Source organism: Collinsella aerofaciens (assembly GCF_015546965.1).
Lineage (GTDB): Bacteria > Actinomycetota > Coriobacteriia > Coriobacteriales > Coriobacteriaceae > Collinsella > Collinsella aerofaciens_X.
In genome coordinates, this window is sequence record NZ_JADMUF010000007.1 from 72,605 (window position 1) to 95,157 (window position 22,553).

General features: G+C 59.4%; 20 protein-coding genes. 3 read left to right on the forward strand and 17 right to left on the reverse strand.

Annotated elements, in window-relative coordinates:
* From I1M21_RS06175 to alaS, 4 genes are read right to left on the reverse strand one after another with little or no spacing between them, the layout of a single operon-like run.
* Positions 1 to 498 carry a YqeG family HAD IIIA-type phosphatase gene (locus I1M21_RS06175; RefSeq protein ID WP_195192865.1) on the reverse strand — a complete coding sequence of 166 codons (498 nt, stop codon included), beginning with the start codon at positions 496 to 498 and terminating at the stop codon, positions 1 to 3.
* 1 nt (position 499) lies between these two features.
* Positions 500 to 1,933: an endolytic transglycosylase MltG gene (gene mltG, locus I1M21_RS06180; RefSeq protein ID WP_229025648.1), complete on the reverse strand. Its 1,434-nt coding sequence runs from the start codon at positions 1,931 to 1,933 to the stop codon at positions 500 to 502.
* The gene (gene ruvX, locus I1M21_RS06185; RefSeq protein ID WP_195192866.1) at positions 1,926 to 2,354 is read right to left on the reverse strand and encodes a Holliday junction resolvase RuvX; all 429 of its coding nucleotides are present in this window, start codon (positions 2,352 to 2,354) and stop codon (positions 1,926 to 1,928) included. Before ruvX ends, mltG begins: the two co-directional genes overlap by 8 nt.
* A gap of 17 nt (positions 2,355 to 2,371) precedes the next feature.
* Positions 2,372 to 5,029 (reverse strand): alanine--tRNA ligase, encoded by a 2,658-nt coding sequence (gene alaS / locus I1M21_RS06190; RefSeq protein ID WP_195192867.1) that lies wholly within the window; start codon positions 5,027 to 5,029, stop codon positions 2,372 to 2,374.
* A gap of 196 nt (positions 5,030 to 5,225) precedes the next feature.
* Between alaS and I1M21_RS06195 the strand changes: the two genes are divergently transcribed.
* Positions 5,226 to 5,465 (forward strand): hypothetical protein, encoded by a 240-nt coding sequence (locus tag I1M21_RS06195; protein ID WP_195192868.1) that lies wholly within the window; start codon positions 5,226 to 5,228, stop codon positions 5,463 to 5,465.
* 5 nt (positions 5,466 to 5,470) lie between these two features.
* Here I1M21_RS06195 and I1M21_RS06200 read toward each other — a convergent pair whose 3' ends face one another.
* The 11 genes from I1M21_RS06200 to ileS form a co-directional block, all read right to left on the reverse strand.
* Complete coding sequence (locus I1M21_RS06200) at positions 5,471 to 6,883, reverse strand: AI-2E family transporter (RefSeq protein ID WP_195192869.1); 1,413 nt, start codon at positions 6,881 to 6,883, stop codon at positions 5,471 to 5,473.
* Positions 6,880 to 7,671, reverse strand: coding sequence for an RNA polymerase sigma factor SigF (locus tag I1M21_RS06205; RefSeq protein ID WP_117635146.1), 792 nt, complete (start codon positions 7,669 to 7,671; stop codon positions 6,880 to 6,882). Before I1M21_RS06205 ends, I1M21_RS06200 begins: the two co-directional genes overlap by 4 nt.
* A 1-nt stretch (position 7,672) precedes the next feature.
* A complete protein-coding gene (locus I1M21_RS06210; RefSeq protein ID WP_117736300.1) occupies positions 7,673 to 8,050 on the reverse strand; it encodes an ATP-binding protein in 378 nt (125 codons plus the stop codon).
* Positions 8,043 to 8,636: a hypothetical protein gene (locus I1M21_RS06215; protein ID WP_195192870.1), complete on the reverse strand. Its 594-nt coding sequence runs from the start codon at positions 8,634 to 8,636 to the stop codon at positions 8,043 to 8,045. Before I1M21_RS06215 ends, I1M21_RS06210 begins: the two co-directional genes overlap by 8 nt.
* Positions 8,637 to 8,731: 95 nt before the next feature.
* Positions 8,732 to 10,081, reverse strand: a complete 1,350-nt coding sequence (locus I1M21_RS06220; protein ID WP_195192871.1) for a replication-associated recombination protein A — start codon at positions 10,079 to 10,081, stop codon at positions 8,732 to 8,734.
* Between the two features lie 60 nt (positions 10,082 to 10,141).
* Positions 10,142 to 11,389 (reverse strand): deoxyguanosinetriphosphate triphosphohydrolase family protein, encoded by a 1,248-nt coding sequence (locus I1M21_RS06225; protein WP_195192872.1) that lies wholly within the window; start codon positions 11,387 to 11,389, stop codon positions 10,142 to 10,144.
* Positions 11,390 to 11,420: 31 nt separating this feature from the next.
* Positions 11,421 to 11,843, reverse strand: a complete 423-nt coding sequence (locus I1M21_RS06230; RefSeq protein ID WP_195192873.1) for a prepilin peptidase — start codon at positions 11,841 to 11,843, stop codon at positions 11,421 to 11,423.
* An 81-nt stretch (positions 11,844 to 11,924) separates the two neighbouring features.
* On the reverse strand, positions 11,925 to 13,220 hold the full coding sequence (locus tag I1M21_RS06235; RefSeq protein ID WP_022094595.1) for a glycosyltransferase family 2 protein: 1,296 nt from the start codon (positions 13,218 to 13,220) through the stop codon (positions 11,925 to 11,927).
* Positions 13,221 to 13,302: 82 nt separating this feature from the next.
* The gene (locus I1M21_RS06240) at positions 13,303 to 14,316 is read right to left on the reverse strand and encodes an RluA family pseudouridine synthase (protein WP_195192874.1); all 1,014 of its coding nucleotides are present in this window, start codon (positions 14,314 to 14,316) and stop codon (positions 13,303 to 13,305) included.
* The gene (gene lspA / locus I1M21_RS06245) at positions 14,316 to 14,843 is read right to left on the reverse strand and encodes a signal peptidase II (RefSeq protein WP_271763181.1); all 528 of its coding nucleotides are present in this window, start codon (positions 14,841 to 14,843) and stop codon (positions 14,316 to 14,318) included. Before lspA ends, I1M21_RS06240 begins: the two co-directional genes overlap by 1 nt.
* Positions 14,844 to 15,109: 266 nt before the next feature.
* Positions 15,110 to 17,887: an isoleucine--tRNA ligase gene (gene ileS / locus I1M21_RS06250; RefSeq protein ID WP_229025653.1), complete on the reverse strand. Its 2,778-nt coding sequence runs from the start codon at positions 17,885 to 17,887 to the stop codon at positions 15,110 to 15,112.
* Between the two features lie 510 nt (positions 17,888 to 18,397).
* On the opposite strand from ileS, the gene I1M21_RS06255 reads away from it, so the two are divergent.
* Positions 18,398 to 19,480, forward strand: coding sequence for an iron-containing alcohol dehydrogenase family protein (locus I1M21_RS06255; RefSeq protein ID WP_195192876.1), 1,083 nt, complete (start codon positions 18,398 to 18,400; stop codon positions 19,478 to 19,480).
* 51 nt (positions 19,481 to 19,531) lie between these two features.
* On the opposite strand, the gene I1M21_RS06260 is transcribed toward I1M21_RS06255, so the two are convergent.
* Both I1M21_RS06260 and ftsH read right to left on the reverse strand, forming a co-directional pair.
* Positions 19,532 to 19,987, reverse strand: a complete 456-nt coding sequence (locus tag I1M21_RS06260; protein ID WP_195192877.1) for a 2-thiouracil desulfurase family protein — start codon at positions 19,985 to 19,987, stop codon at positions 19,532 to 19,534.
* Positions 19,988 to 20,063: 76 nt separating this feature from the next.
* Complete coding sequence (gene ftsH, locus I1M21_RS06265) at positions 20,064 to 21,956, reverse strand: ATP-dependent zinc metalloprotease FtsH (RefSeq protein ID WP_195192878.1); 1,893 nt, start codon at positions 21,954 to 21,956, stop codon at positions 20,064 to 20,066.
* Positions 21,957 to 22,048: 92 nt separating this feature from the next.
* Here ftsH and I1M21_RS06270 point away from each other — a divergent pair, with 92 nt between their 5' ends.
* A complete protein-coding gene (locus tag I1M21_RS06270) occupies positions 22,049 to 22,534 on the forward strand; it encodes a cob(I)yrinic acid a,c-diamide adenosyltransferase (protein WP_195192879.1) in 486 nt (161 codons plus the stop codon).
* Positions 22,535 to 22,553 lie beyond the last annotated feature (19 nt).

Sequence of the window (22,553 nt, forward strand, 5' to 3'; positions counted from 1 at the left end):
CTATTCCTCGCAGGGAAGGTCGCGCAGGGCCCGGCGCTCAAAGATACGGAAGATCTGCGTATACCACAGGTCCTGGGTCGCCTGCGGCTTAACCAGGATAGTATCGACGCCGGCAAAATTGCCGCTCCACACGTCAGTGTAGAGCTGATCACCGATCAGCACCGCCTCGTCGGCCGAGGCGCCGAGGCGCTTAAGACCCGCCTTGAGGGCAAACGGCGCGGGCTTCATGGCGTGGCTGATGGCCTCGAGTCCCAGCTCGCGTGCAGAGCTCATGACCTGGTCGCGATGCCAGTTGTTGGACACCATGCACAGCTTAAAGCCTTTGGCGCGGGCGGCATCGAGCCAAGCGGAAACCGCGGCGGGAACCTGCTCGGTGTCGCGCGGCACCAAGGTGTTATCGCGATCGAGCAGAATGGCGCGTTTGCCGTCGGCCCACAGGGTATCAAGGTCGATGCGATCGACCGAGGCAACGTATCGTTTGGGGCTAAAAATCCTCATGCTAATTCCAAGACTGTTGATGCTCTTCGTAGGTTTGCGAGAAGTACTCCTCGTCCTGCGTAATGTAGAAATACAGGTCATCGGAGTCGGTCGGCTCAAGCGTGGCCTTGAGTGCCTCGAGCGACGGAGAGCAGATGGGCGTGGGCGGCAGGCCCTCATGCTTATAGGTGTTATACGGGCTATCGCTCTGCAGGTCGTCGGCGGTAACCTCGCCACCGGTGACATACATCATGGTCGCATCGCTGTTGAGATAGCGCAGACCGTCGAGCTTGCCGGCAAGGCGGTTGTAGAAGACCGAGGCCACGTGCGCACGTTGATCGGCGTTGAGGCCCTCGCGTTCAACGATAGAGGCCAAGTTGACGATGTCGTAGTCGGACATCTCCACACCATAGCGCTCCTTGATCTTGGCTTCGCAGCTCGCAAAGTCAAGCGACTTGTACTCGGTCTTAAACTGATCGAGCATAGCGCGAATCACGTCATCGGCCGTCGGCGAATCACCCAACGAATAGGTCTTGGGGAACAAGAAACCCTCAAGCGAGTCGTTGGCGGCGCCCTTAAGGAAGCTATAGTCGTCCACGTAGTTGGAGGCCTTGGCCTGGTTGAGGAAGTCTTCCTTAGAGATGCTGTCGTAGGCCTGGGCCACACGATCGGCGACTTGATCGACCGTCAGGCCCTCAGGGATAGTCAGCGCATTGGAGCCCGCGTTGGGGCCTTCCATGAGCTGCTGAACAACCTTGGTCGCATCCATGAGTGTGGTGAACGAATAAGCACCAGGCTTGAGCGACATATCGGCGTTGAGCTTTTTCACCGCCGCATAGTAATCCTTGGGATTTTCGACGATATGGTTCTCGGAGAGAATCGAGGCGATCGTATCGCCCGAAGCACCGTCGGGAATGGTCACCGTAACCTGCTGTCCAGCCGTGACCTTCGTATCTCCACCGGCGAAGAAGTCCTTGACGGCCGGCACGACAAAGAAAGCAATCGCAGCAAGCGCGAGCACCGCCACCACAACGCCGATGATCATGGGAACCGGAGAACTCTTCTTTTGAGCACCGCGACGAGCATGCGTGTTGTAGCTCGAGCGGGTCGCCGGAGCAACGCTATGCGAACCGCGAGCGTGATGCGAATGCGATTGGGGGGCCTGCGTTCGCTGGATAGGTGCCTGCTGCTTAAAGCGGGTGCCGCCTGCAGGCTGGGCCGTACGAGCAGTGGGCTGCTGAGCCGCGTGAGAAGCCGGATGCTGAACCGAACGAGCAGAAGGCTGCTGACCCGTCCGTTGAACAGGTTGGCCCGAATGAGAGAAGGACTGCACCGGGCGCGCGGCAGGCTGTGCTGGGCGCTGCGTCGGCTGTGCCGGACGCTGACCTGCCTGGACAGGACGCGGCGCGGGCTGCCGTGTACGATTCTGCTGGCGCGGATCGGAAGCGCTAGGCATGCTGAACCTCCTCGTTTTTACGATCGAGCCATGTCTGCAGGAACAGGCTGGCGGCAATCATGTCGATCTTGCCCCTCATCTGCTTTTCGTTGAGGCCCTGCTCGCGCAGGATACGCTTGGCCTCTTGCGAGGACAGACGCTCGTCCTCAAACTCCAGTGGAAGATCGAGCTCGTCGGCAATCTTTTGCGCCACGGAGGCAACGCGCTCGGCCTGGGGGCCGGGCTCACCGGCCATGGTCAGGGGACGTCCACTTACCAGGATGTCGGGCTCATAGTCCTCGACCAGGTAGCGGAACGTCTTGGCCATACCGGTGACCTCTGCAGCCGGGAGCACCTTGACGGGCATCGCCATCTTGCCATCACGGCTCGAGACGGCGATGCCGATCCTGGTCTCCCCTATGTCCAGCGCAAGCGCGACCACAGTGACTTCTTAGATTCTTAGGCGCCGAGTGCGGTCTTAGCGGCCGCGAGGGCATCGGCGATACCGGCAGCGTTCTTGCCACCGGCCTGGGCCATGTTGGGACGGCCACCACCGCGACCGTCAACCAGGCCCGCGATCTGCTTGATCACGTTACCGGCGTGGAACCCGGCCTTGACGGCGTCATCGGAGCCGGCAGCGAGCAGGGCCGGAGTGCCCTTCTCAGTCACGCTGGCGACGACACAAGCGACAGGGCCGGCGACCTTCTGATGCACGGTATCCCATACGTTGCGCAGGTCGGCAGCCTCAAGGCCCTGGAGCTCAGCGACGACGAGCTTGTAGCCGCCGAGCTCGACAGCACCCTCGATGGCACTGGAAATGGCGTCGGAGGAGCCACCGGTCAGAGCCTTTTTGAGCTTGTTGGACGTCTCGCGCAGCTCGGCCTGCAGGTTCTCCACGCGGGCGGGAACCTCGTCGACGCGGCACTTGAGCGCAGCGGCGGCGGCGTCAACGAGCGCCAGGCGGTCGACCATGTAGTCGAGGGCGCCCTTAGAGGTCACGGCCTCGATACGGCGGACATTGGAGCCCGTGGAGGACTCGGAAATGATCTTGAACAGGCCAATCTCGGCGGTATTGGCGGCATGGGTGCCACCGCAGAGCTCGCGGGAGAACGGCTGGTCCTCGGCGCCCACGGAGACGACGCGGACGACATCGCCGTACTTCTCTCCAAACAGAGCGACAGCGCCGGCAGCCTTAGCCTCGTCGATGCCCATAACACGGGTCACGACCGGCTTGGAGGCGAAGATCTGCTGGTTGACCAGGTCCTCGACAGCCTTGAGCTGCTCGGAGGACAGGGCCTCGAAGTGTGTGAAGTCAAAGCGCAGGTGCTCGGGCGTCACCAGCGAGCCAGCCTGGGAGACGTGCTCGCCCAGGACCTGCTTAAGGGCGGCGTCGAGCAGGTGCGTGGCGGTGTGGTTGCGGCGCAGGAAGCCACGGCGCTCGGCGTCGAGCGCGGCGGTCACGGTAGCACCGACGGCCAGCGTGCCCTCGGCAACGTGGGCGACGTGAGCATACAGGCCGTTGTGGTTCTTGGCATCGGAAACGGTCAGCGAAACGCCCTCGGCGGAAAGCTCGCCGGCATCGCCCTGCTGGCCACCCATCTCGGCATAGAACGGGGTGCGGTCGAGCACGACCTCGACGTCCTCGCCCGCGGCGGCGGACTCGACGGACTCGCCGTTGCGCACGATGGCGACAACCTTGGCGCCCTCGATCACATCGTTGTCATAACCGTCGAACTCAGTCGCGGCGACCTTGTCGGAAAGCTCGACCCACACGTCGTTGAAGCTGCCCCAGGCGTCGCCCTTGGCATTGGCGCGGGCGCGGGCCTTCTGGTCCTCCATGCAAGCGGTAAAACCATCCATGTCGACGTCGTGCCCAGCGGTACCGGCAATCTCGACGGTCAGGTCAATGGGGAAACCAAAGGTGTCGTGCAGCTTAAAGGCAACATCGCCCGGAAGCACAGCGCCCTCGGTAAGCGCTGCCAGGGCCTCATCCAGGTAGACGCGACCGTTGTCGAGCGTCGTGGAGAAGCGCTCCTCCTCGGAGGCGACGATACCCTTGACGAGCGCGACGTTCTTGAGCAGCTCGGGATAGGCCTCGCCCATTTGAGCGTTGACCTCGTCGATGAACTTGGTCAGGAAGGCGCCCTCGATGCCCAGCAGGCGACCGTGGAACACGGCACGGCGGAGCAGACGGCGAAGGACGTACTCGCGACCCTCGTTGCCGGGAAGGATGCCGTCCGAGATCATAAAGTCGACAGCACGGGAGTGGTCGGCGATGATGCGCAGGGAGCGGCTGGCGCCGGAGTAATCGTCGGCATCATAGGTCTTGCCGCTGATCTCCTCACCGAGCTTGATGAGGTGCTGCATCAGATCGCCGTCGTAGTTAGCAGTCTTGTGCTGCATGATAGCGGCCATGCGCTCCAGGCCCATGCCCGTATCGAGGTTGCGGTGCGGCAGCTCCGGCATGGAGCCGTCCTCCTGGCGGTCGTACTGGGTAAACACGAGGTTCCAGAACTCAAGGAAGCGGTCGCAGTCGCAGCCAGGCTTGCAGTCGGGGCTGCCGCAGCCGACCTCCTCGCCCATGTCAAAGTAGATCTCGGAGCACGGACCGCAGGGGCCGGTGGGGCCAGCGGCCCAGAAGTTGTCGTCCTCGCCCAGACGCGAGATATGATCCTCGGCAACGCCCAGAGAGCGCCACACGTCATGGGTCTCGTCGTCCTCGGTAAAGACGGTGAAGTACAGGCGGTCGAGCGGCAGCTTAAACTCCTTGGTGATGAGCTCAAAGGCCCAAGCGCAGGCCTGCTGCTTGGAGACGCCGCCAAAGGAGAAGTCGCCGAGCATCTCAAAGAAGGACAGGTGACGGCCGTCCTCGCCAATGCAGTCGATGTCGTTGGTGCGGACGCACTTCTGGCAGGAGATCGCGCCGATCTCTTTCATGGTTTTCTTGCCCTGGTAGTACTCCTTAAACTGGTTCATGCCGGCGTTGGCAAGCAGCAGCGAAGGATCGTCGGGGACGAGGGACGAAGAAGGATAGAGCTTAAGACCGCGCTCCTCAAAGAAGTTGAGGAACTTGGAGCGGATCTCGGCCGTAGTCATTGACGGGTAGTCAGCACTCATAGAGGGAATCTCCTCGGTTTCACATCGAAACAGTTCAAACGTAACGATATTACCATCCCACCGCGCCTGTGCAAAAAAGAGGGCCGCCAAACAGCGACCCTCCAGCGAAAGTGCATGTTATTTGGGACTAAGCAATCCTTTGAAAAAAATGGGTTTGGTAAAATGCTATATAAGAACCATCCGAAAGGAGCGATCGATGAAAAGCAAACGTTTTGTCCTGAATGCACTTCTGGTAGTAGCACTTTTAGCGCTCTTGGCCTTCTCCCACTGGTATTCAAACCAACCAGCATTTGGCTACGTATTATATGCAGTAACGTCCGGCGATAAGGCTTATTGCCCTCTACGTGCAATTGACGTTCTCTATTTTTATGTAGCCGGCCCCTTATCAATCGCTTTGCTCGTGTTTCTTGTCTTTTACAACATCAAGAAACGCTAACAGGCCTATTTGGAATCCGAATCGTCCATGGAGCCGTCGATGCCGGTTTTGGTGTCGTCGTCCGTATTGGAATCGTCATCCTTGGCGAAGGGGTTCTTGAAAAAGCCTGTCGCGTCGGGTTGAAGACCCGAGAGCTTAATCCAAGGATTCTCGAGCTCGGGCTTGGGCATTGCCTGGGCCTCAGGCGCAGTCTCGTTGCCGATGAGCTCGGACTCGTAAATGAACGTATCGTCTCCAAGCGCGTCGTAGGCGGCGACCGGGTTGCCCTCGGCATCGCGATACGGCGTGCCCTTAAACACGGCGCCATCGTATGCCACGAGCTGACGACCGGTCTCGTTCTCAAAGTAGTAGACGAAAATGCCCTTGAGGGCCGCGCACAGCGGAATGGCGATGACCATGCCGATGGGACCCATGAGTGCCGAACCAATAACGAGGGCCGTCAGGCTCATGACGGGATGCACCTGCACCGAGCTCTGCATAACTTTAGGCGAAATGACGTTGTCGGTGACATTTTGGGCCACCATGGTCACGACAAGCGTCCACAACGCCAACATGGGGCTGAACATAAAGCCGAGCACCGTGGCGATCGCCGCGCTCACCCAAGGACCGACAACCGGGACCAAATGCATGATGCCGGTGAAGATGGCCATGAGTGCCGCGTATGGATGGCCAATGAGCGTAAAGCCGATAAAGGCAAGGATGCCACCGCAGATGGACGTCACGACCATGCCACGCATGTAGCCGCCGACCGAGCGCGAAAGAATCGCGACCATAAAACGGTACGAGGTCTCCTTTTCCTGACCAATGATGGTGCAGACCTCGTGGTGCATGCGGGGATAGTCGCAGGCCAACCAGTAGGCAAGCACCAAGCCCAGGAAAATGACGAACAGCTGCGAGGCCGTATTGGTAATAAGCGGGAATACACCACGACCGAGCTCGGCGGCAATCTGTGAGACATACTTGGACGCCACCGTGACGAGCGAAGAAAGGTTATCGTCCAGATACTCCTTGAGCGGCGTGTTATTGAGCGTCTTGGCATGCGAGATCATCTCGTTGAGGTCGCCACCAGCAACACGAAGCTGCTCGGGCAGGCGGCTCAGGACTTCCATGATCTGACCAAAGAGAATCGGCGACAAGATGCAAACGACACCGACGAGCACAGCAACGACCACAATAAGCGCGACAAGCGAACCTATGCCGCGATTCACGCCATGGTGCTCGAGCCAGTTGGTTATCGGCGACATCACAAAAGCGATGATGGATCCGACTGCCAAAAACTCGATAACCGGCGCCAGGATGCCCATAAGGTTAAAGATGACGGCGGCGATGACAATGCAGCCGACGACGCCCCAAATGCGCAACGTCAGAATGCGGGTATCGCGCAGCGTGCGGTCGGTTTGTTGGGGGAGCTCACTCATGAACGAACCATCACTCCGTCGGGGTCAATCTTGTCTTGAATCTTCTTAAGGGTACGGCGCAGCAGGCGCGAGACCTGCACCTGCGAGATACCCAGCTTCTTGGCAATCTCGATCTGGGTCATGCCCTTTACGAAGCGCAGCTCGATAACCTCGCGCTCGCGAGGCGAGAAATCGCGGATGGCTTCCTCGATTACCAGGCGGTCATCGGTAAAGTCGAGCTCGTTGTCGTCGTCGGCGTAGCGATCGAGAATCGAAGGCGCATCGTCAGAATCGGACGCACCGGGGGCCTCGATGGGCACCGAGGTGTAGGCCGAGGACGATTCCATGGCTTCGAGCACCTCGTCGACGGTCACGCCCAGGTAATCGGCGATTTCCTCAACCTTGGGCGAACGCTGAAGCTCGTTGGTGAGCTTGTCGGTAGCCTGGTTGACCTTGGCAGAGAGCTCCTGCAGACGACGCGGCACGCGCACACTCCAGCCCTTGTCGCGGAAGTGGCGCTTAATCTCGCCCAGGATGGTGGGCGTGGCAAACGTCGTGAACTCAAGTCCGCGTTCAGGGTCAAAGCGGTCGATAGCCTTAAGCAAGCCCAGATAGCCGACCTGCAAAAGGTCATCGAGCGGCTCGCCGCGGTTCTTAAATTTGTTGGCAAGAAACCTTACCAGGTTCATGTGGGACATGACGAGCTGCTCGCGTGCGTCCGGATCACCGGTCTCTTTATAACGACGAAACAACTCGCGGGTTTTCTCCTTGTCCCAAGCGGTCTTGCCGCTCCGGGAACGTTCGGTCATATTAGATATCCGCCTTGAGGTCGAGGGAAAGCGTCAGGGGCGCTGTAGTCTTTTCGTAGGAGTCGCACACACTCGCCAAAATGAGCTCGGCATATACGGCAGCCTGGTCATCCTCATCGACAGTCGCCTGGTCGCCAAAGGTAAAGGTCATGCCCACATGGGATTCGTCGACATCGAATTTGATCGAAATATCGTCGGAATCAACGGCCGTGCATCCAAAGATGAAGGCTTCCTCGGCAGCCATACGAATATCCTCGATGCGATCGACGGACATAGAGCACAGGGCGCCGACGTTGGCGGCAGTCATGCGCACCAAGCGCGCGAGACGCGGATCACCGGCAACGCTCAGCGTAATGGGGCAGGTTGCTTCGCTACTCATCGCAGGACTCCTCGGAGGTCTCGGCGGGCGTATAGGTGTAATACTGAGCAGGCTTGGCTGCGGACTTATGAGCCGCATCCGCACCATCGGCGGCCTCGTCCTCAGCCTCACCAATCAGAACGCGCTCGGTAGGCTGCTCGGCCTCGGCGGCGGCAGCGGCGAGCTTGCGATCGGCGTCGGCTGCAGGAGCCTTCACCTTATTGAAGAGCTTCTGCACGGCACCAGCCGCAGAGTCGGTCACGCTCGATACGGCATTGCTGGCCTCGGCCACGCTGCCCGTAACCTCGGAGATGTCGCGAACGACCGCCTCAACCTCAACGAGGTTGGACGTCAGGGCGTCAACGGCAGTCTTGCTCGACTTGAGCAGCGGCTCCATCTGGGCAAGTGCCGGCGTAAGCTCGTCGACAGCGCCATCGAGCTTTGCTACCACGGGCTGCGCCTCGGCGAGCGTGTTGTTAAGGTCGCTCACCGTCTTATCGAGTGAGTCAACGACAGTGCGGGTCTTGCGCAGCGTGAGCGCGAGCTCGACAACAGCCCACACGCCGGCAACGGCGAGCAGCAGCAGGGCGATTTGAATGGGACTCATACAAGCCTCCCGAAGGAATCGAAATACAGACGCTTTTCATGGTACCCCAAAGAAGGGGAAAGATACCCAAAGGGAATGCGCGAGGTGCCAATGACCTACTTGGGAGCATTCCCGCTACGGTCGCGCTCGCTTTGCTCCACACGCCACTCTTCCCAGCCGCGGCCGGCAGGCTGCCAGAACGCGCCGCGCTCCAGTCCCTCGGGCAAATAGCGCTGATCGACCCAGCCTTCGGGATAATCATGCGGGTATTTATACACACCGTATTCGTCGCTACCCGGTCGATGACGATCACGAAGATAGCTTGGCACCTCGCGGAGCCCACTTGAATGAATATCGGCCAACGCCGCATCGATCGAAGCCTCGCACGCGTTAGATTTAGGCGCCAGGCAAACATAGAGTGCAGCCTGAGCCAGGTTAATGCGGCATTCGGGATAGCCAATGACCTCGGCAGATTTAAATGCGGCATGTGCCACCAAAAGCGCCTGCGGATCGGCGTTTCCGACGTCCTCGGAAGCGTGGATCATAATGCGGCGAGCAATAAACTTAGGATCCTCTCCTGCATCGATCATGCGCGCGAGCCAATAAATGGTGGCATCGGGGTCGCTCCCGCGCATAGACTTGATGAACGCACTGATAATGTCGTAGTGCATGTCACCGTTTTTGTCGTACGAAAAGCCACGACGCGGGTTGGCAATCTTAACGTCATCCACAGTGATGGGATAGCGCTCCCCCGCCGCCGGCGCTGGCGTCCCCTCGGTATCGGGACGCGTTACGGCAATCTCGCTTGCAAGCTCGAGAGTCGTGAGCGCCGAGCGGGCATCACCCGCGGCCAGCGTGCAAATGGTCTTAACCGTATCCTCATCGGCCGAGAACTTACCGTTTAAACCCTGCGGTGCCTCGAGTGCACGCTCAATCAGCGTGGCGATATCCTCGTCCTTCAGGTGCTCAAGCTCTACCACGCGACCGCGCGAGAGCAACGCCGAGTTGACCTCGAAGTACGGATTCTCCGTCGTGGCGCCAATCATAATGACGGTACGGTTTTCAACCGCATGTAAAAGTGCATCCTGCTGCGACTTCGAAAAACGGTGAATCTCGTCGATGAACAAGATGGTACGGCGGTCATACGTATTCAAGCGCGTCTTGGCCTCGCCGATTACGCGACGCAGGTCATTCACGGTACCCGTGACGGCGCTGACCTCGACAAACTCGCTCTTGGTATGGTTAGCGATAATGTGGGCAAGCGTAGTTTTGCCCGTACCGGCCGGCCCATACAGAATCACGCTCGATAGCACATCATGCTCGATCGCCGCACGCAGCCACGAACCCTTGCCCACGGCCTTTTGCTGACCCACGTACTCGTCGAGCGAATTGGGGCGCATGCGCACCGCAAGCGGCGCATTCTGAAAGGAACGCTCACGCGTCGAAGCAGAAAAAAGGTCGTCCATAGCCATCCCGTGCATCAATCAAAAACGTTTTCCACTAACAGTATACCGAATATATACGAACTACCGTTCGTTAATATAGGTACGATGGGGAAACTCCAGACCAGGGAACAACTTGCTCGTCAGCTCGCAGAAATAGCCGTCCGTCATGCTCGCGATGTAATCCACCACCGCTTGATCCTTGTCGTCCTGCCAGGTATAGGTGCGATCGTAGTAGGAAAGCTGCTGCTCAATGCGCGAAATATGATGCTTAAAGATGTAAGAGGACTCGTCGCCTTCGATTATATCCTGCAGGCAACGGTCGTAGAGCTTTTCGAACGCCTCGCGCAGCTCCGCCTCGGAGTCGCCTTCGATACCGCCCTTGCTATAGATCTTCTCGTAGTTCTCGCGCTTCGCCCGGCGGATCTCCTCAAACAGGTCCTCGCTCATCTCGATACGCGATTTGCCGTAGCTATGCTCAACGATATCGATGGAAGCGTGCGTAAGGATCCAGCTGTTATAGGCGCCGCCCCGACCATCGTCAAAAGCGTCCGGCGACAGCAGTCCCGCCGCAATGGCGTCTTGGCGATCGCGACCGACGTAGGCGAGGATATCCGAGATACGCACCACGCAGCCCTCGAGCGTCATGGGACGCAGGTGCTCAATCGCGCTATAGCCCGTGGCGATACAGTCTTCAACCGTTTGATCGAACTGGTCAAAGGAACCCATGTCCGAGAGCTCAAACACGCGCTGCTCGTATTCGCCGTTATGGCACAAGACGCCGTCAAGCGTCTGGAGCGACACGTTGCGGCCGTACAGCGCATCGAGCACGCGAACCGACTGCACGTTATGGAAAAAGTAGCGACCCGTGCGCTCGTGGTAGATATCGTTGAGAAAGCGCTCGCCGGCGTGGCCGAAGGGCGTGTGTCCCAAGTCGTGGCCCAGGCCAATCGCCTCGATCAGATCGCAGTTGAGCCCCAGGGCGCGACCGATATCGCGCGCAATGCGCGAGACAAGCTGCACGTGCAAACCGCGGCGCGACAGATCATCATTGCTACGGAAGCTAAAGACCTGCGTTTTGCCTGCATAACGCGTGTACGCCGGAAGATGAAGAATCTTTTCGGTATCGCGCATAAACGCCGGACGCATAAGCGTGCCTTTGTCGGCAGCGCGATCAATACGACGAATGACCTGGTCGTCGTTGCAACGATACGGGTTGACGGCACCCGAAGCACGATCGGCGGAAATGCGCTCGACGAGTTCGGGCGACAACGCCGCGGGAATGCGGTCCATGCGCGCCTTAATGACGGCCGTTTCTTGATTAATTGCCATGGCATGCTCCTTAAGAAGGATGCGCAATCAGTTACAATGTGCAGCCCATGACTTCGATTATGGCAAATATCGGCACCAAAAACGGGAGCAATGGCAGGGAGCGCGATTTTGTGAGGAGGCAGGAGATGGCAAGGACCAGGAGCGCGACGGCAAATGCCACGATGCCGCCCATAGGGTCGAGCGTGCAAAGCGCGAAGAGCGCCTTGGCGTCCCCCATGCCAATACCCGAGGTTTGGCGAAAACGACGCCAGAGGGACTCAGTCAACACAAGGGCAAGGTAGACGATGACCGCAAGACCAGCGTGGTCAAGCGCCGTGTTAACGCCTTTGTCGAGCCAAACGCCTGCTAATGCCGCCACCGCACACGCTCCGGCAAGCGCATTCGGAAACCGCCGCTCACGGGCATCAATCACCGCGCCGGCAAAGATGCAAATCCAAAACGGGATATAGACCATCGAGCACCTCCTCGAGTTGCATCGCAAAGGCAAAAACCACCACAAAGGTGCCTGTCCCCTTTGTGGTGGTTTTGGTGGTGGTTATTTGGCGCCCTGCATGACCTCATCGAGGGTAACGTTGACGGCGTGCTGCGTCGGGACCCAGTCGACCTTTAGGAACAGAGCAGCCACCGTGATGGGGATATAGCTGAACATAAAGATCGGGAAGGTAAACAGGTTGGTCACCAGACGCCACTTTTGCGCGCAGTGAATGTGCTTGTACTCAAAGATGGTCGTAAGCAACGCAAGGATAAAGAAGGTCTGGTACATCATCGCGAAGGTCATAATGAGCGAGGCGGCACAAGCCTGCATCTCGACCTCGGTGGCCAAGAAGCCGTGCGAAAGCCCGCCCACGATGAGGAAGGTCGCGTTGGCGAGCATGGAGATCAGGGACAGCAGCATGCCCGGAGCGATGGTCATAAACATGTCGTAGGCGGCAAAGCGATGATAGCGGAACGTAGATTTGACAAGATGCTTGCCGTAGGTAAAAAAGACCTGGTAGAAGCCCTTGGTCCAACGCATGCGCTGTTTCCAGGACGCCTTAAACGTCACCGGCTGCTCATCAAAGAACTCCGCCGGCGCATAACCGATGCGAATGCCGTGAATAGCGCAGAACGTGGTGAACTGGATGTCTTCGGTCAGCGTATGGAACTGCCAACCGTGCATGCCCTCGATCACGCTCGCCGAGATAAGGTAACCCGAACCCGAGACAGCGCAGGACGTCTTGCAGATATTACGCGCGTTGTTGAGGAAGCGAGCCTCACGCAAATACCAGGTGGCATTAGCTGCAGAGATCCACGAGCTGCCGAAATTCTTGGAGTTACGATAGCTCGTGACCACATGGAAGCCCTGGTCAAAGGCATCGTTCATCTTGGAGACGTAATCGCGGGAGATAACGTTATCGGCATCGAAGATAAAGTAGCCCTCAAACGTATCGGGATACTCGTTGAGAATGCGATCGAAACCAAAGTCCATGACCCAGCTCTTGCCCTTACGAGCCAGGTCATTGCGCTCGTAAACAATGGCACCGGCCTCGCGCGCGAGCTGCGCGGTGTTGTCGGTGCAGGCATCGGCGACGACAAAGACCTCGATAAGCTCGGACGGATAATCCTGGTCCTTGATGGAGCGAACGAGGTTGGCGATCACGGCTTCCTCGTTATGCGCCGCAATAAAGAAGGCATAGCGATGGAGTTTTTTGGCCTTGGGAGGCGCGACCTCGCCACGGAGAGCGCCGATGACAAAGAAGACCACCTGGTACAGAAAGCAGACCGTGAGCAGCGTGACGACAATCTGGTTGAAGATCACGATGGGTGTGTTGGTTTGTAAAAAGGCGAGCATGCAGGCTCCCAGGAACGCGTTACGTAAACAAACGTATATATTACCGTAGGGTGACCGAGTTCAAGAAACCACCTAATACTGGCTAGGCTTCGAGAAGACCGAGCTGCGGAACGATTTCGTCGCCGGCAGCGGTGCGGCCGAGCGAGCGCGGGGCCAGGTCGTCAAGAACCGCAGCGAGATCCCACGGCAGCTCGTCGCGGCACTCAATGCGCTCCCCCGTCACGGGATGGTCGAATGCGACGCGCCAAGAATGAAGGAATTGCCTGGTCAGGCCCTGATCGGCGCGTGAATCGCACTTGCCGTAGAGCGGATCGCCCACGCAGGCGTGGTTGATATGGCGCATATGCACGCGAATCTGATGTGTGCGGCCCGTAAACAGGTGGCATTCGACGAGCGTATAGCCGTCGTCAAAACGCGTGGAATCGAAGCGCTCGAGGACCTTAAAGGTCGTAATGGCCTGGCGCGCAAAGGGATCATCGGATACCGCCATCTTGACACGGTCACGCGTAGAACGAGCAATGCCGGTGTTAATGGTGCCCTCATCCATAGCGATATGACCGTGAACGAGCGTAATGTAGCGGCGGTCGAGCGTGCGCGTGCGGATAAGATTTTGGAGCGCGCGCTGGGTGTCGTCGTCCTTGGCAGCAAGCATGAGGCCCGAGGTATCACGATCCAAACGATGCACGATACCGGGGCGGTCCTCGCCCTGCACGGTGCCCAGATGGTCGATACCGCAGTGATAGACCAGGGCATTCGCGAGCGTACCGCTCTCATGACCATGCGCAGGATGGCACACCAGGCCGCGCTGCTTGGAGAGCACAATGAGATAGTCGTCCTCATAGCGAATGTCGAGCGGGATGGCCTCGGGAATCACATCGGTGGGATCGTGCGGCTCGGGCAAATCGACCGAAATTCGGTCGCCGGCTCGCACGGCGTACTTTTTAGACAGGCAGGTCTCGCCATTGACTACTACGGCACCGCCCTCAATCAAATGCGCGCAGGCAGAGCGCGTAGGACAGCCGTCATTGGCGCCCAGATAGGCGTCAAGACGCTGACCGGCGGCATCGTCGGCAACAAGAATATGGATGTCGGCCATTAACGCTCATTCCTTTCGCGAATCTTTCGGGCACGCTCCCCACGCTGCTTGGCTTTGCGCTTGGCGCGGGCCTCGTCACGGGCGTTAAGCTCGGCGGTCGCATCGACCTCACGGGCCGCGGGGCTCAAGAACATATAGCCGAAGAGGGCGAGCACGACGCCCACGGTAATGCCGATATCAGCCACATTGAAGACGGGGAAGTCGATGAAGGTGGTTGCAATAAAATCGGTCACGAAGCCAAAGGCCAAACGATCGATAGCATTGCCGATAGCACCGCCCGCAACCATCGCCATGCCCACAACCTCAAGATGAGCGAGCTGGGGTGCACGAACGAGGTACATGGCAATAGCGATAATGACCGCCAACGCCAGCACGGCAAACGCGATGCCATGCCCCTCGCCCATGCTAAAGGCAGCACCGATATTGCGGACAAACATAAAGTCGATGACACCGGGGATGACGGTCACATGCAAAGCGTCGCCCACGGCACGAACCGCAAGCTTGGTAAGCTGGTCAACAAGCAGCACAACCAGCGCCACCCCACCAGCAACACCCAACCGCCAACGCAAAGGCGGCGTCATATCCCCAGTACGACCCAAATCAATCCCCTACCCTCAAGAACATCGAATAACGTTTAGTGCAAGTAATCATCTTATAGTGACACGCATGAAACATGCAGCATATTCATCAACGAAAGCCAAATAACCAGCACAAAACAAAAGCGACATTCCGAAAACCGGAATGTCGCTTAATAGCTTTAGTTCCTACAACGGAAACGCCGCGTTACCGCGACCTACAGCGCTTCGGCACAACGTTTGCAGATATGCGCGTGGCCGTTGTACTCGCCGACGGTGGTGCGATAGTTCCAGCAACGGTCACAGCACTCGCCCTCGGCAGCCTCAATAGCAACGGAAAGCTCCTCGCCCTGGGTCAGCTCAACATCGGAGACGATGTAGAACTCGGCCAGGTCGACGGCCTTTTCGCCGGTCAGCAGCGCATACATCTCGGCGGGAACGACCGCCTTGACGCGGACCTGCTGGCTCTTGGTGAAGGTGCCGGCGGAGCGGGCATCCTCAAGGGCCTTGGTCACGGCGCTACGAAGCTCGAGGGAAGCCTCGAGCACGCCCTCGAACTCGTTGGCCTCGTCGACCGTGATGGGCGACTTGTACCAATCGAGCAGCGCTGCGTACTTCTGGTGATCGACGCAGCCGGCGGGCGCATAGGCCATGGCCTCGTCGACCGTGTAGGAAAGGATCGGCTGCAGGTCGCGCATGAGCATCGAGAAGAGCTCGGCCAGCACGGTCTGGGCGCTGCGACGCTCGAGCGAGCCGGGCTTCTCGCAGTACAGACGGTCCTTCAGGGCGTCGAGGTACACGTTGGAGAGCTCGGTAACCACGAAGTCGTAGAGTGCACGGTAAGCGCGCGGGAACTCGTAGCTGGCGTAAGCATCGTCGACCTCGGCCTGGACCTGAGTCAGGCGGGCAACCATGAGCTTGTCGAGCGGCAGCAGGTCGGCAAAGGCGACTCCATCGGTCTCGGGCTCAAACTGACCCTCGAGCTCGGAGAGCAGGAAGCGCAGCGTGTTGCGGAAACGACGGTAGGCATCGGACGTACGGGCAAGGATCTCGTGGTCGATGGACACGTCGGAGCTGGTGTCGACGGAGGCAACCCACAGGCGGATGATGTCGGCGCCCATCTCGTCGCAGACCTTGTTGGGGTCGATGACGTTGCCGAGCGACTTGGACATCTTGCGGCCCTGGCCGTCAAGCGTGAAGCCCTGCGAGACGACTGCCTTGTACGGAGCGTGACCGTTGGCACCCACCGAGGTAAGCAGCGAGCTCTGGAACCAACCGCGGTGCTGGTCGGAGCCCTCGAGATACACATCCGCCGGATACTCCAGCTCGGGACGGTACTCACAGACGGCCTTCCAAGACACGCCAGAGTCCCACCACACGTCGAGGATGTCCTTATCGGCCTTGAGGTGATGGCCGCCGCACTTGGGGCAGACGCAAGCCTCGCCCAGGTAGCTCTCGGGAGCGTCGGTGAACCAGGCGTCGGAGCCCTTCTCGTGGAAGAGCTTGATGACGGCATCGAGCGTGGCGTCGTTCATGACCTTCTCGCCGCAGTCGGCGCAGGTGTAGCTGGGGATAGGCACGCCCCAGTTGCGCTGACGGCTGATGCACCAGTCGGGACGCTGCTCGACCATGGCACCGATGCGGTTGGCCGCGTGGGCCGGATACCACTTGACGTTCTCGCGAACCTCTTTGCCAGCCTGCTCGCGCAAACCGGTCTTGTCCATCGAGACAAACCACTGGTCGGTAGCACGGAAGAGCACCGGGTGCTTGCAGCGCCAGCAGTGCGGATAGCTGTGCGTGATCTTCTTCTCGAGGACCAGGGTGCCGCGCTCGCGCAGGAACTCGATGATGTGCGGGTTGGCCTCGTCGGTATCCATACCGCTGAAGGGGCCACCGGTGCCAAACTCCTCGCCGGTATAGAACTTGCCGTCGTCATCGACCGGCATGCAGATGTCGATGATGCCCTCCTTGAGGCAGGCAAAGTAGTCGTCGACGCCGTGGCCGGGCGAGTTGTGGACGATACCGGTACCGTCGTCGACACCGACGTAATCGGCCAGCAACGCCACGCCCTCGACACCGTCAAAGATCGGCTGCTTGTAGTGGATGTGGTGGAAGGTCTCGGCGGGAACCACGTAGGGCTTGCCGTCGACCATAACCGGGGTGTACACCCAGCCAAACTCCTCGCAGCACTTGGGAGCCAGGTCCTCGAGCATGACCTCGGCACGACCATCGTGCTCAACGGCGACGTAGGCGGCACCCGGCTTGAGGGAAACGGCCTGGTCGGAGGGGATGGTCCACGGCGTGGTCGTCCAGATGATAAAGTCGACCGGGCCGTCGAAGTTCTCGAGGCCGGCGGGCTTGGAGGTCATCTCAAAGCGAACGAAGATGGAGGGGCTCGTCTCGTCGGAGTACTCGATCTCAGCCTCGGCGAGTGCGGTGTGGCAGTGCTTGCACCAATGAACCGGTTTGTGGCCACGATAGATCATGCCCTTATCGAACATGGCCTTAAAGACCTCGATGTCGGCGGCATCATGCTGGTGATAGAGCGTCAGATACGGGTTGTCCCAGTCGCCAAGCACGCCCAGGCGACGGAAGCCGGCCTTCTGCAGCTCGATGTTCTCGACAGCGAACTTATTGCAAAGCTCGCGGATCTGAGCCGTGGAGGTCTGGTTGAACTTCTCGGTGCCGAGCTTCTCCTCGACCTTATGCTCGATCGGCTGGCCATGGCAGTCCCAACCGGGGACATAGGGAACCTCATAGCCCTGCATCATCCAGTAGCGGTTGATCATGTCCTTGGAGATCTTGTTCATGGCGTGGCCGATGTGGATCGGGCCGTTGGCGTACGGAGGGCCGTCGTGCAGCACGAACTTCTTGTGACCCTCGTTCTTCTTCAGAACCTGCTCGTAGACCTTGTTGTCCTGCCAGTCCTTGAGTCGCTTGGGCTCGGACTTGGAAAGACCGGCACGCATGGGAAAACCGGTCTTGGGCAGATTCATCGTCTGCTTGTACTCGTTTGCCACGGTACCCCTTTCATGTCGTGGGCGCGCACGCCCGTTGGGCACCAAAAAAGCGCCCGTCCCTACAAGCTGGGACGAAGCGCCACAAAACGAGCTGTACGCCCGCAAAAGCTCTTCGCTTAACCACCCAGCTTAGATGCCCTCGCCCGCGTATTCGCGCGCTCACATCCGTTACTCGGCTGGCCTGTATCGACGACCATCTCGGCGATGTCTACTAAGACGAACCTGCGCGGCACGTCCGTTGGGACCGCAGCTCCGGGGTGATTTTCATCGGTCGCATGCACGGGTTCTCAGCGCTCCCCGCTCTCTGTAGCATGCGGACGGCCGACTACTCGTCCCCATCAACGCTTATGCGGAGTATGCTAGCACGTTCAGCGCCGGCGAAAAACCCTCAACACTGGTTTTATACGTTCGAAATTTCTCGCGACTGTGGACCTTCTCTTGGAGCAAAATACCTGAAAGCACTTTATCGAACGAAAGAAGGTTGCTATGCGCACGATTGGAATGAGCGACTACACCGTTGGCGAGGATTGCTTTGACGAGCTGTCCGGCGCGCTGGCCGAGTACGGCGCGAAGAAGGTCGCGATCATCGGTGGCAAGCGGGCACTGGCCGCAGCACTTCCCGGTATCGAAGCTGCGCTGGCGGGTACCGACGTCGAAATTCTAGAGACGCGCGTCTACGGCACCAACAGTACGCGTGCCAATATCGCCAAGGTCGTGAACTCCCCTGCCTGCCAGGAAGCCGACGTGCTTATTGCATGCGGTGGCGGCAAGGCGCTCGACACCGTGAAGACCGCAGCTATCGAGCTCAAGAAGATCGTCTTTACGGTGCCTACAATCTGTTCCAACTGCTCCGCCGCGACCGCCATTGCCGTCGTGTACAACGACGACGGCTCGCTCGAGGGCTATTCGTACCCCAACCGACCGGCGCACATCTTCATCAACCCCAAGATCATCGCCGAAGCACCGGCAGAGTACTTCTGGGCCGGCGTAGGCGATGCCCTGTCTAAGCAGCCCGAGGTCGAGTACGCCACGAGCGCCGGTAATTTGGAGCACACTGCCGGTCTTGGCCTGGCGCTTGCCCACACCTGCTCCGAGCCGCTGTTTACCTATGGCGTCCAGGGTCTTGAGGACGTGCGCCAGGACCTGTCGAGCGAGGCCGTCAAGCAGATCGCGCTCGACATCGTGGTCAACACGGGCTATGTCTCGAACCTGACCAACCAGAACGATTACTACTACAACTCGAGCGTGGCACACGCGTTCTACAACGCTACCTGCAGCATTCCGCGCGAGGGCACCTACCTGCACGGCGAGGTCGTGAGCCTGGGCGTGCTGGTACTGTTTGCCTATACGGGAGACACCGAGAACCTTGAGCGCTACGCCGCCTTTAACAAGCAGATGGGCCTGCCCGTGACGCTCGAGCAGGTCGGGCTTTCCGAGTCCGATATCCCGGCCCTGTGCGAGTTCGCACACGCCACCAACGAGTGGAAGCAGGGAAACCCGGAGCCCTTCACCGACGAGAAGTTCGCCGCCGCCATCAAGGCCACCAACGCCTACGGCCACACGCTCTAGGCCTAACCCAAAACCACCACAAAGGGGACAGGCACCTTTGTGGTGGTTTTTTTATTGCTCAAGTATTTTGGGGTCGAACTCGCTAGCCGGAACGACGCGGTAGCCGTGACGCAGCAACAGATCGACGAAAACGCCGTTACCCGCGGTGAGCGTACCGCTAAAGGTGCCATCGTAGACGCGACCCACACCGCACGAGGGGCTACGGTCCTGCAAGACGCACGCAGCGATCTGGGACGGGCCGCCCGCCTGCTCGCACATGTCGAGCGCGCGCTCGGCACCCAGGCGAAACTCGCGATCGACTGAGGTACCCTCGCAGGTACGGACCTCGCCGTTCACAATCTCGGACGGCTTGCGCGGCGTGGGCAGGCCGCCAAAGACCTCAGGGCACACCAAGAGGACCTCGGTCCCCGTGCGCTCGCAAGCCTCGACCAGCTCTCGATGATAGTTGTCGAGCCCGTTATACTTGCAGCTCTCGCCCATTAAGCAGGCACTTACCACGATCTTCATATACAACACTCCCCACGCAAAACGCCCCATTTGAGATGGACACTCAAATGGGGCGATTGACATTGCGTAACTAGTATTACTGCTGCTTCGGCATCAGCGGATTCTCGCGCGTGAGGAGATTCATAAACTCCTCGCCCGTGATCGTCTCCTTCTTGTACAGATAACGAGCCAGCTCGTGGAGCTTGAACTTATTCTCCTTCAGGATTTGCAGAGCGCGGTCGTGCGCATCCTCGATCAGCTTGGCGACAATCGCGTCCACGCGCTCGGCCGTACCGGGGGCGCAGGTGAGCGACGTGTCCTGGTTGAGGTACGCATTCTGGACGGTACCGAGCGCCATCATGCCAAACTCATCGGACATACCAAAGCGCGTCACCATGTTACGGGCGAGCTTGGTGGCCTGCTCGATATCGTTGGCTGCGCCGGTCGTCATCTCACCAAAGATGAGCTCCTCGGCTGCACGGCCACCGCAATAGACGGCGAGCTTGTCCAGGACCTCCTGGCGTGTGGTCAGGAAGCGCTCATCCTCCTCGACCTGCATGGTGTAGCCCAGAGCACCGCTCGTGCGCGGCACGATGGTAATCTTCGTGACCGGCGCAGAACCCTTCTGGCGGGCGGCAACGATGGCATGGCCGATTTCATGGTAAGAAACGACCTGCTTCTCGTGGTCGGACAGCACCGTAGACTTGCGCTGCTGACCGGCGATGACGACCTCCACCGACTCCTCAAAGTCGTCCTGCGTAGCGCGCTTGCGACCCTCGCGGACGGCACGCAGGGCGCCCTCGTTGATGATGTTGGCCAGGTCGGCGCCCGAGGCACCGGGCGTGGCGCGGGCAATCGCGGTCAGGTCGATCGGCGGCTGCGTCTTCACGCTCTTGGCATGCAACTCGAGGATGTTCTTGCGACCGGTCAGATCGGGCAGCTCAACGGGGATACGGCGGTCAAAACGACCGGGGCGCAGCAAGGCCGGGTCAAGGCTGTCGGGGCGGTTGGTAGCAGCAAGAACGACAATACCCTTGTGGTTATCGAAGCCGTCCATCTCGGTCAGCAGCTGGTTGAGCGTCTGCTCGCGCTCGTCGTTGCCACTAAAGCCGCCGCCATCGCGCTTCTTGCCGATGGTATCGATCTCATCGATAAAGACGATGCACGGGGCCTTTTCCTTGGCCTGCTTAAACAGATCGCGCACCTTGGCGGCGCCGCGGCCGACAAACATCTCAACAAACTCAGAACCCGAAATACTAAAGAACGGCACGCCCGCCTCGCCGGCAACGGCCTTGGCAAGCAGGGTCTTACCGGTACCCGGAGGGCCGACAAGAAGAGCACCGCGCGGCAGCTTGGCGCCGATTTCCTCGTAGCGCTGCGGCTTCTCCAGAAAGTCGACGACCTCCTTGAGGGACTCCTTGGCCTCTTCCTGGCCGGCGACATCCTTAAAGGTCACGCCCACGTCCTTGGAGGCGATCACGCGCGCGCCTGACTTGCCCAGTCCACCGCCGCCAAAACCGCCGCCACCAAAGTTCATCGAAGGACCGTCATCGCCCATGGCCTTCTTCATGCGGCGGTTGAGCCACCAGCCGATCAGGAAGAAAATCGCCATGGGAAGAATGAGCGTAAGCAGGTAATAGGTCATCAGACCCGAGTCCTTATCGGGAACGACCGACTCAAGCGAGGCGCCAGATTCAAGCACGCGATCGGTAAAGCCAGCGTCATTCGGCACACCGGTCGTCTTGTAGGCGATGTTCTCGTCCTCGCCCTTTTTGGTGTAATAAATCGTGTAATCGTCCGTGTTGTACTCGACCTTGTCGACACTCTTCTTATCGAGCGCTTTGACAAACGTCGAGTAATCGGTCTTCGTAATCTGCTGCGTGTGACCGATGTTGGGGAACAGAACGGTCGAGAGCACGAGGTAGACGACGAAGGCGATGAGCACGTAGAGGATCATATTCCGTCTACGTTTGTTGTCATCCATCTCCATCTGCTTGAACTCCATCTACTGGGGTTGATAATGTTTTCTAGAATACCCAACCCGGACGGCGATAAACCGACGCCGGGCACGAAAGGACAGAGATGGCATCACTGGAAGTCGGCAAGGTTCAAATCTATACGGGCGACGGCAAGGGCAAGACGACGGCTGCGCTGGGACTCGCGCTGCGCGCCACGGGCTATGGACTTAACGTGCTCATGCTTCAGTTTGCCAAGAAACTGCACTGCGCCGAGCATAATGCAGCGCCCCGTTTGGGCCTGCGCATCGTACAAGCCGACCGCGACACGCCCGAGGCCTGCGCGGCACAGATCATGGAGCTCGCACGCGAGCATATCTCACAGGTCGACGTTCTGATTTTGGACGAACTCGGCGAGGCCATGCGCCGCGGCTTCGTGACGCGCGAGGATGTCGAGGAACTGATCGCGATGAAACCCGACACCACAGAGCTCATACTGACCGGCCGCGGCCTGCTGCCCCTCGCGGACCTCGCCGACCTGGTCACCGAAATGCGCCCCGTCAAACACTACTTCGACGAAGGCCTCCTGGCCCGCCAAGGCATCGAATACTAGCCATTGCGGACGCCCCCAA